The 15,895-nt window shown below is 43.2% G+C and carries 15 protein-coding genes and 2 pseudogenes; 16 read left to right on the top strand and 1 reads right to left on the bottom strand.

Annotated features, from left to right (window positions below; all coding sequences use genetic code 11):
* The first annotated feature begins 107 nt into the window (after nt 1-107).
* The 12 genes and pseudogenes from ACESZG_RS13265 to ACESZG_RS13210 all read left to right on the top strand — a co-directional run.
* Complete coding sequence (locus ACESZG_RS13265) at nt 108-1,046, top strand: ABC transporter permease (RefSeq protein ID WP_008705209.1); 939 nt, start codon at nt 108-110, stop codon at nt 1,044-1,046.
* 11 nt (nt 1,047-1,057) lie between these two features.
* Complete coding sequence (locus ACESZG_RS13260; protein ID WP_161233715.1) at nt 1,058-2,554, top strand: sugar ABC transporter ATP-binding protein; 1,497 nt, start codon at nt 1,058-1,060, stop codon at nt 2,552-2,554.
* A gap of 12 nt (nt 2,555-2,566) precedes the next feature.
* Nucleotides 2,567-3,526 carry an ABC transporter permease gene (locus tag ACESZG_RS13255; RefSeq protein WP_055058631.1) on the top strand — a complete coding sequence of 320 codons (960 nt, stop codon included), beginning with the start codon at nt 2,567-2,569 and terminating at the stop codon, nt 3,524-3,526.
* A gap of 235 nt (nt 3,527-3,761) precedes the next feature.
* The gene (gene pduB / locus ACESZG_RS13250) at nt 3,762-4,478 is read left to right on the top strand and encodes a microcompartment protein PduB (protein ID WP_055200939.1); all 717 of its coding nucleotides are present in this window, start codon (nt 3,762-3,764) and stop codon (nt 4,476-4,478) included.
* A 160-nt stretch (nt 4,479-4,638) separates the two neighbouring features.
* The gene (locus tag ACESZG_RS13245; protein WP_373218512.1) at nt 4,639-5,127 is read left to right on the top strand and encodes a DUF2798 domain-containing protein; all 489 of its coding nucleotides are present in this window, start codon (nt 4,639-4,641) and stop codon (nt 5,125-5,127) included.
* A 202-nt stretch (nt 5,128-5,329) separates the two neighbouring features.
* Nucleotides 5,330-6,328 (top strand): sulfate ABC transporter substrate-binding protein, encoded by a 999-nt coding sequence (locus tag ACESZG_RS13240; protein ID WP_373218510.1) that lies wholly within the window; start codon nt 5,330-5,332, stop codon nt 6,326-6,328.
* A gap of 70 nt (nt 6,329-6,398) precedes the next feature.
* Complete coding sequence (cysT, locus tag ACESZG_RS13235; RefSeq protein ID WP_373218508.1) at nt 6,399-7,235, top strand: sulfate ABC transporter permease subunit CysT; 837 nt, start codon at nt 6,399-6,401, stop codon at nt 7,233-7,235.
* The gene (gene cysW / locus ACESZG_RS13230; RefSeq protein WP_347045125.1) at nt 7,235-8,059 is read left to right on the top strand and encodes a sulfate ABC transporter permease subunit CysW; all 825 of its coding nucleotides are present in this window, start codon (nt 7,235-7,237) and stop codon (nt 8,057-8,059) included. Before cysT ends, cysW begins: the two co-directional genes overlap by 1 nt.
* 1 nt (nt 8,060) lies before the next feature.
* Nucleotides 8,061-9,119, top strand: coding sequence for a sulfate/molybdate ABC transporter ATP-binding protein (locus tag ACESZG_RS13225; protein WP_373218506.1), 1,059 nt, complete (start codon nt 8,061-8,063; stop codon nt 9,117-9,119).
* A 111-nt stretch (nt 9,120-9,230) separates the two neighbouring features.
* Nucleotides 9,231-10,976, top strand: coding sequence for an adenylyl-sulfate reductase subunit alpha (locus ACESZG_RS13220; protein ID WP_373218504.1), 1,746 nt, complete (start codon nt 9,231-9,233; stop codon nt 10,974-10,976).
* The gene (locus ACESZG_RS13215) at nt 10,973-11,287 is read left to right on the top strand and encodes a ferredoxin family protein (protein ID WP_008705189.1); all 315 of its coding nucleotides are present in this window, start codon (nt 10,973-10,975) and stop codon (nt 11,285-11,287) included. The genes ACESZG_RS13220 and ACESZG_RS13215 overlap by 4 nt, the downstream gene beginning before the upstream one ends.
* A 57-nt stretch (nt 11,288-11,344) precedes the next feature.
* Nucleotides 11,345-11,431, top strand: a pseudogene (locus ACESZG_RS13210) (DUF6783 domain-containing protein); the annotation flags it as partial.
* Here the strand turns inward: ACESZG_RS13210 and ACESZG_RS13205 are convergent.
* Nucleotides 11,399-11,467, bottom strand: a pseudogene (locus ACESZG_RS13205) (DUF6783 domain-containing protein); the annotation flags it as partial. The pseudogenes ACESZG_RS13210 and ACESZG_RS13205 sit on opposite strands and share 33 nt — an antisense overlap.
* A gap of 69 nt (nt 11,468-11,536) precedes the next feature.
* Here ACESZG_RS13205 and cysD point away from each other — a divergent pair.
* The 4 genes from cysD to ACESZG_RS13185 all read left to right on the top strand — a co-directional run bounded on the left by cysD (nt 11,537) and on the right by ACESZG_RS13185 (nt 15,871).
* Nucleotides 11,537-12,436 (top strand): sulfate adenylyltransferase subunit CysD, encoded by a 900-nt coding sequence (gene cysD, locus ACESZG_RS13200; protein ID WP_243100327.1) that lies wholly within the window; start codon nt 11,537-11,539, stop codon nt 12,434-12,436.
* A 1-nt stretch (nt 12,437) separates the two neighbouring features.
* A complete protein-coding gene (locus tag ACESZG_RS13195) occupies nt 12,438-14,078 on the top strand; it encodes a sulfate adenylyltransferase subunit 1 (RefSeq protein WP_070102691.1) in 1,641 nt (546 codons plus the stop codon).
* 668 nt (nt 14,079-14,746) lie between these two features.
* Entirely contained in the window at nt 14,747-15,001 is a 255-nt protein-coding gene (locus tag ACESZG_RS13190; RefSeq protein ID WP_008705184.1) for a hypothetical protein, read from the top strand.
* Between the two features lie 18 nt (nt 15,002-15,019).
* On the top strand, nt 15,020-15,871 hold the full coding sequence (locus ACESZG_RS13185; RefSeq protein WP_173704569.1) for a hypothetical protein: 852 nt from the start codon (nt 15,020-15,022) through the stop codon (nt 15,869-15,871).
* The last annotated feature ends 24 nt before the right edge of the window (nt 15,872-15,895 follow it).

The raw sequence follows: 15,895 nt of genomic DNA, 5'->3' as shown, positions 1-15,895 counted from the left end.
TTTTAAGAGGTAATTGTCAGTGCCCGCTCGAAGCAAAAGGCCAAACCTTGATGAAGCGTGTGACCTCCTGCTTTTGGCGGGCGATGAATTGGATAAGGAGAATGGTTATGAAAAAACTCAAACAAAGCCAGTATTATGGAATCGGCCTTCTGGTTCTTATGCTTGTAGTTTTCTGGGCAGTATTTAAAGTACTTGCACCGACTACTTTCGGTTCCCCGGAGAAACTGGCCACTTACATGAAATCAGCATTAATTTACGCAGTTGGCGGATGTGGCCTCTACTTTATCTGCGTAATGGGACCTTTCGATATGAGCGTTGGTGCCAATATCGTACTTTCATCCATTATCGCCTGCAATGCAAGTGAGAAATTCGGTTATGCCGGTCTTATCATTGCACCGCTGATCTGTGGTACGATCATTGGTCTCATCAATGGTGTGGTTTATATTAAATTACATATTTCTTCCCTGATCGTTACATGTGCCCTGTCACTGATATACGAGGCATTCAGTGTATATGCCACAAACGGAAAGAACGTAATCCTGTCTACAGATTACAGAGCATTCGGTGATTATCCGGTCAACCTGATCCTGGCACTGATCGCATATCTGCTCTGTGCATTCATTCTGAAATACACAAAGATTGGTACTTATACATACGCAATCGGAAGTAATGAAGTTGTTGCAAAGAACATGGGTGTAAATGTTTCCAAATACAAAATTGTAGCCTTTACTCTTGCAGGTTTCTTCTTCGGACTTCAGGCAATCCTGACAATCAGTTTTGGTACTTCCATGACATCAGCTTCCAACCTTTCCTCTATGAGCCGTAACTTTACTCCTCTGATGGGAACATTCTTTGGACTGGCATTTAAGAAATACGGCCATCCGGTTATCGCTATTGTGATCGGTGAGATGATCATCCAGCTTATGTTCAACGGTTTCGTTGCACTTGGTGCTCCGACTACTATCCAGAACGTGGTAACAGGTGTTGCACTGCTGGCAATCGTTGCACTGACAACCAAACCGGTTAAAGGTCTTGTAGTAAAATAAGGAGAACGATTATGGGTGAAATATTATTAAGAGCAGAAAATATTGATAAACATTTTGGCATCACACACGCCCTGGACAACGTTTCCTTTACCTTTAATAAAGGTGAGATCCACGCACTGATCGGTGAAAATGGTTCCGGTAAATCTACATTAACATCCTGCCTGACAGGTATTTACCAGAAAGATTCCGGTAAGTTTATCCTTGAAGGAAAAGAGATCACCGCAACAAACCAGGTTGAAGCCAACCATCAGGGTGTAGCCATTATCGTACAGGAGATCGGAACACTTTCCGGACTGACTGTAGCAGAGAATATTTTCCTTGGAAACGAGGATCAGTTTACTAAATGTGGTATCAAAAATACCGCAGCAATGAACAAGAAAGCCCAGGAATATCTGGACAGCTATGGATTCAACTATATTGATGCAACTAAAGTAATCGATGATTACAACTTCGAGGATCGTAAGCTGGTAGAGATTGTAAAATCCACCTATTTTAATCCGAAGGTTCTGGTTGTAGACGAGACAACAACAGCACTTGGACAGAAAGGCCGTGAAGAGCTTTTCAAGGTAATGCACAGAGTTCGTGACACAGGAAACTGCGTAATCTTTATTTCTCATGACCTTGAGGAGGTTATCGAACAGTCTGACAACATCAGCGTACTTCGAGATGGTGTGAAGATTGGTTCCATCACAAAGGAAGAAGCTACACCTGACAGACTGAAAGCCTTAATGGTAGGCCGTGAGATCGGTGACAGCTACTATCGTACAGACTACGGTGAGAAGGTATCTGATGAAGTTGTTCTTTCTGCAAAGAACGTGACAGTAAAAGGACAGATCGAGAACCTGAACCTTGATCTTCACAAAGGTGAGATCCTTGGTATCGGAGGACTTTCCGAATGCGGTATGCATGAGGTTGGAAAGGCACTCTTCGGAGCTTCCTATTTCCGCCAGGGAAGTGTAACTCTGGGAGACGGCACACCGATCAATTCCATTCCGGATGCCATCAAACACAGTATTGCATATGCTTCCAAGGACCGTGACAATGAGTCTCTGGTCATTAATGATACAATTGGCGATAACATTTGTCTTCCATCCCTGGAGGATCTGAAGACTCATGGATTCCTTCGCGCAAAGACAATGAATGAATTTGCCAATAAATTTGCAAAACAGATGAGTACAAAAATGACAGGCGTTGACCAGTTTGTATCCGCTCTTTCCGGCGGTAACAAACAGAAAGTCGTTCTTGCACGCTGGGTTGGTAAGGACTCCGACCTGATCATCCTTGACTCCCCCACACGTGGTATTGATGTCAAAGTTAAAGCTGATATCTACGCCATGATGAACGATATGAGAAAAAGAGGAAAATCCATTATTATGATCTCTGAGGAAATCATGGAGCTTCTGGGTATGGCAGACCGTATCCTGATCATGAAGGACGGTAAGATCAATGGTGAATTCCTTCGTTCTCCGGATCTGAAAGACACAGATCTGATTGACAATATGATTTAAGGGGGTAAAAAAATGAGTACAACAAAAAAATCAACTGAGCAAGTACCATTTCTGGAACGTCCCATTGTGCGTACGATCCTTCCTATCGCAGGATTCGTGATCATCTGTGTATTATTTGCAATCCTCACAGACGGCAGACTGTTTCAGCCGAAAAATATATCACTGCTTCTGAGCCAGTCATACATGCTGCTGATCTCATCCATCGGCGTGTTCATGGTCATGACAATGGGTGGTCTGGATTTCTCCCAGGGCTCCATGCTTGGTGTTGCTTCCATCGTAGTCTGCTACCTTTCCCATTACAACATGGTTCTGGCAGCGCTGGGTGGTGTGGTAACAGGCGGACTGATCGGACTGATCAATGGTTACTTCAATGTTAAGAGAAAAATCACAAGCTTCATTGTTACAATCTGTACCATGTATCTGTTCCGTGGAGTTTGTGCATATGCAACAACTAACTCACCTGTTTACGCAGTAAGTGATATTTCCAAATACAACACACTGCCATTTATGCTTACTTTCACAGTGATCATCTTCGTAGTGGCATATCTTGTATTTACTTACACAGGTCTGGGATCCAGACTGAAAGCAATCGGTGCAGGTGAAACAGCAGCAAGATTCGCAGGTATCCGTGTAGAGACTACAAAGATCCTTGTATTCGTGGCAGCAGGATGTATCACAGGACTTGCAGCATTTGTCAATGCTATCAAAGTAGGTTCCGTTACATCTACAGCAGGTAACCAGCTGGAAACACAGATCATGATCGCCCTGGTACTTGGAGGAATGCCTGTAAACGGCGGTGCTAAAGTAAGATTCTATAACATCATTCTTGGTGTTATGACATACAAAGTACTTTCCAGTGGTCTGGTAATGCTGATGATGCCTACACAGTTACAGCAGCTGATCCTTGGTATCATCTTCCTGATCGAGGTAGCGATCTTTAGTGACAGGAAGACTGGTATGATCGTGAAGTAATTAATTGTATAACATCGATTATATAACTGGCGTATTCGTGTATTATGTTCATACCTACATAAAATCCCCGGCTCCCGCAGAATTGGTCTGCGGGAGTTGGGGATTTTTGTCGTTTTTGTGTTCTCGTCACATTGATCACCATAGTATATTTCTGTTGCCTATCCTGTCAGGGCATGATAAGCTAAACATATAAAATCTGGTATTATGGGGTAATATATACAGGAGGGCGTAATAAATGATAGATATAAAAAATATCAGTACACACTGTACGCGCAGTGAATTTGTAGGGACCGCAGTTCTGGATACGATTGGGCTTGTGATTTCAGGGATTGATGATACTTTGCTGGAGACTATGAACGTAGGAATGAAGTATCGCTGTCTGGGACTGTTCAGCTCCCGTACAGGTGCTGCAGGGCAGATCACTGCTATCGATGATGCGGTGAAAGCAACCAACACAGAGGTTCTTTCCATAGAATTGCCGAGGGATACCAAGGGATGGGGTGGTCATGGAAACTATATTGTTCTTGGGGGAACTGATGTCTCGGATGTTCGCCATGCCATATCCATGGCACTGGAGCTTACCAATAAAAATGCAGGAGAGGTATATATCAGTGAAAGCGGTCATCTGGAGTTTGCCTATTCAGCCAGTGCAGGACAGGTACTGAATAAGGCTTTCGGAGTACCAATGGGAGAAGCATTCGGATTTATGGCTGGCTCTCCTGCTGCAATCGGACTGGTAATGGCAGATACAGCGATGAAGTCTGCCTCTCTTTCTATTGCAAAATATATGACACCTGATAAGGGAACCAGTCATTCCAATGAAGTGATTCTGGCAGTTGCCGGTGATGCCAGTGCTGCGAAAACAGCGGTACTGAATGCAAGACAGATCGGTCTGGAACTTCTGATCGCAATGGGCAGCTATCCGGAGACCCCGGGGGTACCATATTTATAAAAAAAATCTTGACTTTTGCATCCGGAATCCATATAATAATCAACGGTAAATTTAAGAAACAGATATTTGGTATTATTGGAAACGGTACATCCTCCTGGATGGTTATGAACAACACAAATCTCTAATTGATGTTATTCATACTATCTAAGGAGGATTTTTTATGCCTAAAAACAAGTTTCAGGAAGTTATTTTTACAATTATCATGGTGTTTGTAATGGTTTATGCCATGATCTGCTACAACATTGTACTGAACACAGGGACAATGACAAATGAGACATTTCTGTTAGCTTTTCATGAATTAACATTTATGGGACCGATTGCATTTATTCTTGATTTCTTTATCATCGGTGGTCTTGCAAAGAAGATTGCATTTGGTATTGTGGATATGAGAAGAGATAATCCGTTCCACCTTGTACTTGCAATCTCAGCAGTATCCGTTGCATTTATGTGTCCATGTATGAGCTTTGCGGCAACTGTGCTGATCAAACATGCACCGGCAAGTCAGATCATTCCCACATGGCTCCAGACAACAGCAATGAACTTTCCGATGGCATTCTTCTGGCAGATCTTTTATGCCGGACCATTCGTAAGATTTATTTTCGGAAAGCTTTTCCCGGAGAAAGAAAAGGCAGCAGCTTCTGCCAAATAAAAAATATGTAATTTTGACTGCAGCATTCTGTATTTCAGGATGCTGCTTTTTTTGTGTTCTTATCTACACAACATAAATTGTACTTATTTTAATACACTATTGACAAATTCTGTCATTTCTTGTAATATCATATAAAACATATCGAATAACTATGAAAAGTAGAGAATGCAAAAAACTACTGGTACCTTAAAGGAGATGAAACATGATCAGAAAATTATTTGCCTTTGGTCTTGCAGTTGTACTGGCACTGATGCCGGTACAGGCTTTTGGAAAAACGGTGTCTGTCACCAATGTTTCCTATGATCCTACCAGAGAGATGTTTGAACAGTATAATAAAATATTTGAAGACCACTGGAAGGAGAAGACCGGGGATGATGTGGAAGTGATACAGTCCCATGGCGGTTCAGGGAAACAGGCGCTTGAGGTAGCCAATGGTCTGGATGCAGATGTGGTAACCCTGGCACTGGAATATGATATTGAGTCTATTGAAAACGCAGGGCTGATCAAGGCAGGATGGAAAGATAAATTTGACAATGACAGTTCTCCTTATACATCCACTATCGTATTTCTGGTGAAGAAAGGAAATCCCAGGGATATCAAAGACTGGGACGATCTGACAAAAAAAGGAGTGGGAGTAGTAACACCAAATCCGAAAACCTCCGGCGGTGCCAGATGGAACTACATGGCAGCGTGGGCTTACGCAGATAAAAAGTATGGTGGCGATGAAGCGCAGATGAAGGAATTTATTAAGAAACTTTACCGGAATGTGGTGGTTCTTGATTCAGGCGCAAGAGGCGCAACGACCTCTTTCGTGGAGAACGGACAAGGAGATGTGCTGGTTGCGTGGGAAAATGAAGCTTATCTATCCATGCGGGATTATCCGGATGAGTATGAGATTGTTACTCCAAGCGTAAGTATTTTGGCACAGCCTTCTGTGGCAGTGGTAGATGAAGTGGTGGATTACAGAGATACAAGAGATGTGGCAACTGAGTATTTAAATTATCTGTATTCCGACGAAGCACAGGAGATCGCAGCAGAGAATTATTTCCGCCCCACCAATGAGAAAATCCTGAAGAAGCACGGTGATACGTTTGATCTGAATATAAACCTGGCAAATATCAATGATTATGGCGGATGGGATGAAGTGCAGGAGAAACATTTCACAGATGGCGGAATTTTCGATCAGATTTATGAGAGATAAAGGAAGACAAGATGAAGCAAGAGCATAAGCACAGACAGAATATATGAGACAGGAGAGGTGGTAATTGATTATGAAAAAAAGAAATAAACCGGTGATTCCAGGGTTTGGGCTCTCCATGGGAGTTACCATTTCCATATTGAGTCTGGTAGTTCTGATCCCCCTGGCAAGCCTGGTGGTCTACACAGCGGAGCTGAGTTTTAAAGATTTTATCGAAACCATCACAAGAGCCAGAGTGCTGGCATCCTTTTATACCAGTTTTGTATGTGCTTTTGCAGCAGCAGTAATAAATGGAATTATGGGAACTATTCTTGCGTGGGTGCTTGTGAAATATGATTTTCCGGGCAAGAGACTTATGGATGGGATGATCGAACTTCCCTTTGCTCTTCCCACAGCGGTAGCAGGTATTGCACTGACATCCCTGACCTCAGATTCGGGAATTGTCGGCAGCTTTTTTGCAGGATTCGGTATCAAGATCGCATACACAAGAATAGGTATTACAGTGGCTATGATATTTGTAGGAATACCGTTCGTTGTGCGAAGTGTACAGCCGGTTCTGGAAAAGATGGATAATTCTTACAGCGAGGCAGCAGGAGTGCTGGGAGCAAAGAAAACAACTATCTTCTGGAAGGTCATTTTTCCGGAACTGAAGCCCGCGATCTTTGCAGGGACCGGACTTGCGTTCGGAAGATGTCTGGGTGAATATGGAAGTGTTGTATTTATCGCAGGAAATAAACCCTATTATACAGAAATCACACCGCTGGTTATTATGTCAGAGCTTCAGGAATTTGATTATTCAAGTGCAACGGCAATCGCACTTGTGATGTTGGCAGTTTCATTTTTTATTCTGTTCCTTAACAGTATGATACAGCAGAGAAATGCAAGAATTTTAAGAGGAGGAAATGCCTGATGGACAACAATGAAAAGACTTCGGAGAAAATTACAAAATGGCTGCTTGTCGTGATCAGTGTTCTGTTTCTGGCAGTCATGCTCCTTCTTCCTCTGATAACTGTGATCACAGAAGCATTGCGGAGCGGATGGAAGGTCTATGCAGCTGCAGTGACAGATGAGTACACTATCAAAGCACTTCTTCTTACAGTGAAGGCAACACTCTTTGCAGTTGTTTTTAACACTGTTTTTGGTGTTTTTGCAGCCTGGGCACTGACGAAGTTTCAGTTCAGGGGTAAAAAGCTTCTCACTACCCTGATCGACCTTCCGGTTACTATTTCCCCTGTAATTGCAGGTCTGATTTTTCTTCTGATTTTCGGACGACAGAGTCCTGTTTACTTTTTTCTCATGAAGTTAGGGATGAAAGTTGTATTCTCTGTACCGGGAATCATTATTGCAACTGTATTTGTAACCTTTCCTTTTATTTACAGAGAACTGATTCCGGTTCTGGAAGCAGAAGGAAGCGATGAGGAGGAAGCGGCAGCCCTGATGGGAGCAGGTGGATGGACCATTTTCTGGAAAATCACATTCCCTCATATCAAATGGGCATTACTGTACGGAGTTGTGCTCTGTACGGCAAGAGCAATGGGAGAGTTTGGAGCGGTATCTGTACTTTCCGGACATTTAAGAGGAAAGACCAATACACTTCCTCTTCATGTAGAGATTTTGTTTAATGAGTTTCAGTATGTTCCGGCGTTTGCCGTATCTTCGCTGCTTGTGATCATGGCAGTTATCATTCTGGTAGTCAGAAGCCTGATTGAATATAAAGGAAAGAAGGAAGCCTGATATGTATGTAGAGTTAAAAAATATCAATAAGACATATGGTTCTTACCAGGCATCAAGGAATGTAAATTTCGGAATTGAGAAAGGTAAACTGATTGGTCTGTTGGGACCAAGCGGAAGCGGAAAAACAACTATTCTTCGAATGATCGCAGGTCTGGAAACCCCGGACAGCGGAGAGGTCATTATTGATGGAAAAGTGGTAAATGATGTTCTGGCCAGTCAGCGTGGGATTGGATTTGTATTTCAGAATTATGCGTTGTTTCGCTATATGACAGTTTATGACAACGTTGCATTTGGTTTGAAGGTTCAGAAGGCTGATAAGAAGAAAATTGATGCCAGAGTCAGAGAGCTGATCAAACTGGTGGGGCTGGAAGGACTGGAAAAAAGATATCCAAGCCAGTTATCTGGCGGCCAGAGGCAAAGGGTGGCATTTGCCAGAGCCCTTGCTCCAAATCCCCAGGTGCTTCTTCTGGATGAGCCCTTTGCAGCCATTGATGCAAAAATCCGTCAGGAACTGCGAAGCTGGTTAAAAGAGATGATCGGAAGGCTGGGAATTACCAGTATTTTCGTTACTCATGATCAGGATGAGGCCATTGAAGTAGCAGATGAGATTATTATCACTAATGCAGGACGGATCGAACAGAAAGGAACTCCCATAGGGGTTTATAGAAATCCTGAGACAGCTTTTACAGCGTCCTTCTTCGGACAGCCATCTGTGTTGAAAAATGCGGATGATTTCCATACCTTTGCTCAGGCAGAAGGAGCAGACAAGATCATTGTCCGCCCGGAATTTGTAAAAATCTCCAAACTGGATGAGGTGGAGAAGTTCAAAACTTCCGTATCCCGGGGAGTGGTTGAACGGGTTTCTTTCAGGGGAGATAATCTGGAACTTCAGGTGAGAGTCAACAATTCCGTAGTAACTGCCAGAAGAAGCCTGGAGAAAGCAGATATCCGGGAAGGTGAGACTGTGAATGTATTCCTTTACAGGATTTTTGCACTGAGAGGTGACAGTGTACAGCTGATCGAAAATGAGGCTGTAAGGGATGACTTTGTAATTATCTGACAGCGGTGGCTGCGGCGACTGACGACAATGAAGAAATAAGAAATTCAGACGCAAGACTGATCGGGAAATCAACTTGTTGGCACACTGGTATGGAGGAAAGGGTAAGAGAGAATGAGAACAGAGAGAATCAGGACAGATGTGCTGATCATCGGCGGCGGTACGGCAGGATGCTTTGCAGCCTATGTGATCGGCAAAAAAAGCGGCAGAAAAGTTCTGATCGCAGAGAAAGCGAATATTAAGCGAAGCGGATGTCTGGCGGCGGGCGTGAATGCATTGAACGCATATATTACAAAAGGCAGAGTGCCGCAGGATTATGTGGATTATGCCAAAAAGGATGCCCATGGAATCGTAAGAGAAGACCTTCTTCTTACCATGTCAGAGAGACTGAATCATGTGACAAAGGTGATGGAAGATCTGGGGCTGGTCATCCTGAAGGACGAAAACGGAAAATATGTTGCCAGAGGAAACCGAAACATCAAGATCAATGGCGAAAATATGAAGCCAATCCTTGCAAAGGCGGCAGCTGAACAGGAGAATGTTACGGTTCTCAATCATGTAAATATTACAGATTATAAAACAGAAAACAAAAAAGTCACAGGCGCAGTTGGATTCAGCGTTAATGAGGATATTTTCTATGACATTGATGCGAAAGCAGTTCTTTGTGCCACAGGTGGTGCAGCGGGACTTTACAGACCGAATAATCCGGGATTTTCCAGACATAAGATGTGGTATCCTCCGTTTAACACAGGTGCAGGATATGCAATGGGACTTCTTTCTGGTGCGGAGATGACAACCTTTGAGATGCGTTTCATTGCATTGAGATGTAAGGACACGATTGCTCCTACAGGAACTATTGCTCAGGGTGTTGGGGCCAGACAGGTCAATGCACATGGTGATATTTATGAAACAAAATATGGTCTGACAACTTCCCAGCGAGTTTACGGTACAGTCATGGAGAACAGAGAAGGAAACGGTCCATGTTATCTCAGAACAGAAGGTATTTCAAAAGAACAGGAGCAGGATCTTTACAAAGCTTACCTGAATATGGCACCGTCCCAGACTCTGAAATGGATGGAAGCCGGAAAAGGACCATCTGAAGAGAATGTAGAGATCGAGGGCACAGAGCCATATATTGTGGGCGGACACACAGCCAGCGGTTACTGGGTAGATAATAACAGAGCTACAACTATTGAAGGTTTATATGCAGCCGGAGACGTAGCAGGAGGATGTCCGCAGAAATATGTAACCGGCGCACTGGCAGAAGGTGAGATCGCAGCAGAGGCGATTTTGGAATATCTGAATGGTAAAGATGATGACCGGATCGCAGCGGACAATAAGGAAGAGGCTTTGGAGTGTGGCGGAGAACAGGAGCTGTCTCAAACTGCAATAGCTAAGAAAGCAGAATACGAATTACATTTGAATGCTTCCCGTTCTTTGATGAATGCAGAGCAGCTTGAGGAAGCCATGCAGAAGATCATGGATCAGTATGCAGGAGGAATCAGTACAGACTACAGATACAGCGGGATGAGTCTTGCAAAGGCAGATGAAAAGATCGCAGCATTGTTGCCAGTAGTTGACACTCTGGCAGCAACAGATACTTATGAACTGATGCAGATTTATGAACTTCGCGAACGACTGATCGTGTGCCAGGCAGTGATCGCACATCTGGCAGCCAGAAAGGAAACCAGATGGCATAGTTTCGGAGAGAATACAGACTACCCGCAGCAGAGCGAAGAGTGGATGAAATATGTAAACTCCCGTATAGAAAACGGCGAGATTAAGATCTTATATCGTGACCTGATCACAAAGGAAAATACAGGTTTGAATACAGCAGAGAAAGGAGCAGGTGAGAGATGAGCATTCGGATTCAAAAAAGTAAATGTGCAGGATGTGGCAGATGTATTGAAGCCTGTCCCGGAAATCTGATCAAAAAGGATAAAGAGAACAAAGCCTTTATCCGTCAGGTAAGAGACTGCTGGGGATGTACTTCCTGTATTAAGGAATGCAGGCATGATGCCATCCGCTTTTTCCTTGGCGCTGATGTGGGAGGCAGAGGTGCAAGTATGGTTGTATCAGAGAAACCGGATATTTCCACATGGACAGTGGAGAAGCCGGATGGCACTAAGATCACTATTCAGGTTAATAAGAAAGACGCTAATAAATATTAAACATAAGTATGTACTCTCAGAGTCTTTAGAGTGTGTTTGAAAAATGCTTTACGCAAGATGTGCGTCACAATTTGTGGGAGATTTTGTTCGGATGAGGGCGTCGTAGCGGGCTACGACAACCGAATTCGGACAAAATATACCGCAAAGTGGGGCGTGCAGATTGCGGGAATGATTTTTCACACACGCTCTAGTGTATTTGCTCAAGTACGAAAAGATTCCGAGTATAAACAAACAGAGGAGGATAATGCAATGAGTAACTTATCTCATCTTGATGCGCTTGAGGCAGAGGCGATTTATATTATGCGAGAAGTAGCAGCCGAGTGTGAAAAGCCGGTTATGCTCTATTCTATAGGAAAGGACAGCTCCGTTATGCTCCATCTGGCGATGAAGGCATTTTACCCGGAGAAACCTCCATTCCCGTTCCTTCACATTGATACTACATGGAAATTCCATGAGATGATCGAATTCCGCGACAGAATCGCAAAGAAAAACGGAATTGATATGCTGGTTTACACCAATGAAGAGGGTGTAAAGGCAGGAATCAATCCATTTGACAATGGTTCTGCATATACAGATATCATGAAAACACAGGCGTTAAAACAGGCTCTGACCAAATATGGATTTACAGCGGCATTTGGAGGCGGCCGCCGTGACGAGGAGAAGTCCAGAGCAAAAGAAAGAATCTTTTCTTTCCGTAATTCAGCTCAGGCATGGGATCCGAAAAACCAGAGACCGGAGATGTGGAAGCTTTATAACACTAAGATCCAGAAGGGAGAGAGTATGCGAGTATTCCCAATTTCCAACTGGACAGAAAAGGATATCTGGCAGTACATTCAGCGTGAAAATATCGAAATTGTACCGTTATATTTTGCGAAAGAAAGACCGGTCATCTACAGAGAAGGAAATATCATTATGGTGGATGATGACAGATTAAAACTCCGTCCGGGTGAAAAGATTGAAAACAAAAAAGTCAGATTCCGTACTCTTGGATGCTATCCGCTTACTGGAGGTATTGAATCTGAAGCAGATACTCTGGATGAGATTATTGATGAGACGTTAAGTGCTGTTTCTTCTGAACGTACCAGCAGGGTGATCGACCACGAGGCAGCAGGCAGCATGGAGAGAAGAAAGAGAGAGGGGTATTTCTAGAATGAAAGGATTATTGAAATTTATTACATGCGGAAGTGTGGATGATGGAAAATCCACTCTGATCGGACATATTCTTTATGATGCAAAGCTTCTCTATACAGATCAGGAGAAAGCTCTGGAGCTGGATTCCAAAGTAGGAAGCAGAGGCGGTGCCATTGATTATTCTCTTCTTCTGGACGGTCTGATGGCAGAGCGTGAACAGGGAATCACCATTGATGTTGCATACCGTTATTTTACAACAGATAACAGAAGCTTCATTGTTGCAGATACACCCGGACATGAAGAATATACAAGAAACATGGCAGTGGGTGCGTCCTTTGCAGATCTGGCAGTTATCCTGGTGGATGCTTCACAGGGAGTACTGGTACAGACAAGACGTCATGCAAGAATCTGCGCATTGATGGGAATCCGTTACTTTGTATTTGCAGTAAACAAAATGGATCTTATTGAATATGATGAAAAACGTTTCCGCGACATTGAGAATCAGATCGCAGCACTGATAGAAGAACTGAAACTTGCCAATGTAACTATTATTCCGGTATCTGCCACAGAAGGTGACAACGTTACAACCAAATCTGACAACATGCCATGGTATAAAGGTGAGGCGCTTCTTTCTCATCTGGAAACCGTAGACATTAAGGAAGATACAGAGAAGGGCTTCTATATGCCTGTACAGAGAGTCTGCAGACCAAACCATGAGTTTCGCGGATTCCAGGGACAGATTGAGAATGGTGCCATCAGGGCAGGCGACCTTGTGACTACTCTTCCCAGTAAAGAAGAAGCTCATGTAAAGAGCATTCTTGTTGGCGATAAAGAAGTTCAGGAAGCTGTACAGGGACAGCCTGTTACCATCCAGCTTGACAGAGAAGTAGATGTTTCCCGCGGATGTGTACTTACCATTGATTCCGGCGCAGTTCTTACAGACTCTGTGGAAGCAGATATCCTCTGGATGGATGACAATGCTCTTACGGATGGCAAAAACTTCTTTGTAAAAATCGGTACAAAGATGATCCCCGGCCTGGTTACAAAAATCAATTATTCTGTGGATGTTAATACAGGTGAAAAGAAAAGCGCATATACCTTAAAGAAAAATGAGATTGCTTCCTGTACTCTGGAATTCTCGGAGAAGATCGTTGTAGACGAATTTGACAGGCACAGAACACTGGGTGAGCTGATTCTGATAGATCGTGTCACAAATATGACTTCTGCCTGCGGTGTTGTGAGAAAAACCTTTGTTTCTCAGGATAGATCCCAGATCGGAAAAGTGGACGAGCAGGTTCGTGCAGGACTGAAAGGTCAGACACCGGTAGTAGTGGAATTCCCGATCGGTAAAGAAGGAATCACTCTTGATTTTGCAGAGCAGGTAGAAAAGGGACTGACTGTACTTGGAAAACATACCTATCTGTATCATCCGGCAGCGAGTGAAAACTATGCAGAAACTGTCCGCCATCTTAAGGCAGCAGGTCTGATCGTACTTCTTGTTCTTGATGAAAATACAGCAAAAGACGAGACATTAAAGACTCTGGATGGTTTCTATGCGAACTGGCAGATTGACGGAATCACTGTGAAAGATGCGATTGATTTCGTGAAAAAGAAATCTGCATTTACAGTGCAGAGTGTACATGATGGAAATTATATCTGATTATAACAGGGCTATAAATCGCCGCAGAGACAAAGAAAGTCTCTGCGGTATTTTGTTTTCTTGACAAGTGTCGTTACAGCAGATTATACTTATTCTCAAATATTCAGAATCCATAATAATACAGACAGGAAAGATAACAGAAATATGCAAACGAACAATGAAAGTAAACAAAACCAAAAAAGAGATGATGCTTGGAACTTTGTTTGTAATTGCTACGATCATCATCCTGGCGATACCAACGAAGAAAAGACAGAAATAAAGATGAGTGAATATCGATCAGAATGTAGAATGGGCAATTGGTTACTGTTCACACACCACTATCCCGCGAGGTGTTTTGGCATGAATATGCCAAAATCCCGAGACATACAAGCCAAAATTCTATTGCCACAGGCAATCTGGAATGAATTTTGGCTAAGTTACTATGAACGGAGTGAACAGTAACGGCAATTGTGAAGTGGCATTCAGATTACATATTATGTAGCAGAGTATGATATAATTCGTTTTGTATAATGGCGTCAGGATTAAGAGCATATGTAGAGCTGTGTAGCGAAGCGGATTGCGAATATCTGTTTGACTTTTGATGGGTGTACACGAGAACATTTTTTTACAGTGAAAGTTATCTGTATTATATTACAGAGGGTACTGTACAGATAATCAGGAGGTATTTTATGCGTTTGGAAAAAGTACAGGAAGCGTTAAAAACAAAGAAAATTCATTATGAATATACAGAGGAAAACGGATGCGGAAGCATCGACTTTATGTTTCGCGGTCTGAGATTCCATATATGGGAATATGAAGATCGTGTCTGGGGAGCGGAGACAAACGTGTTCGAAGCAGGCAGAAGCCAGGATATTGAGGGAGATTACGAGGAAATTATTTCCGGAGAAATCCTCTCATGGCCGGATATGCTGCCTGGGATGTAAGTATTACTGCAGAAGGGAATGATATTTACGAAAAAATATAGAACCGGACAAATTGTATTAACTGCATGTATTGTAGCTGTCTGTATGTTTTCAAATGTCCATGGGACAGAAGCGGCAGGTCCGCCGGCACCGAAAACTCTGACAGTTACACCGACAGAAAAACCGAAATCAACAGCAAAGTCAAAGTCTGCGTCAACATCAAAGTCCAAATCAACACCGAAATCTAAATCGGCACTAACACAAAAACCTGAAGCAACACCAATACCTGCATCTACTCCAACATCAGAGCAGGAAGCTGAGACAGATAAACAGAAACCGGCAGATCAGGGAACTTTAAGCAAGCCAGATCATCCGGATACTATCTCCGCAGATAAACTGGTATTTATCGGAGATTCCAGAACAGAGGGATTGAGGGATGCGGTAAATGATGACAGCATTTGGTCCTGTCTTTCTTCTATGGGATATGACTGGATGGTATCTACAGGAGTGCCTCAGGTAGAAGATCAGATTGAGGACAATACAGCGGTTATTATTCTGATGGGTGTTAATGACCTGTATCATGTTAATGACTACATCAGCTATATTAATTCCAAAGCTGCCGAATGGGGAAACAGGGGAGCGCAGACTTATTTTGTGTCTGTAGGTCCGGTGCAGAATGATCCCTATTGCAGTAATGCGGAGATTGAAAGCTTCAATGCGGCAATGCAGGCAAATCTGAGTGGGGTTACCTACATAGATGTATATTCCCATCTGGTATCTGAGGGATTTTCCACCGTAGACGGAACCCACTATCCGGACAGTGTGTCTGTAGATATTTATAATTATATTCTGGATCATCTGGAGGAACAGAGGAGTGGAATCTGGGGATGATTTTTCAGTTTATGAAATTGTGAT

Source organism: Blautia sp. Marseille-P2398 (assembly GCF_964240315.1).
Classification (GTDB): domain Bacteria; phylum Bacillota; class Clostridia; order Lachnospirales; family Lachnospiraceae; genus Blautia_A; species Blautia_A wexlerae.
Note: the sequence above shows the minus strand (reverse complement) of the source record. Positions and strands in the feature narration are given on the sequence as shown.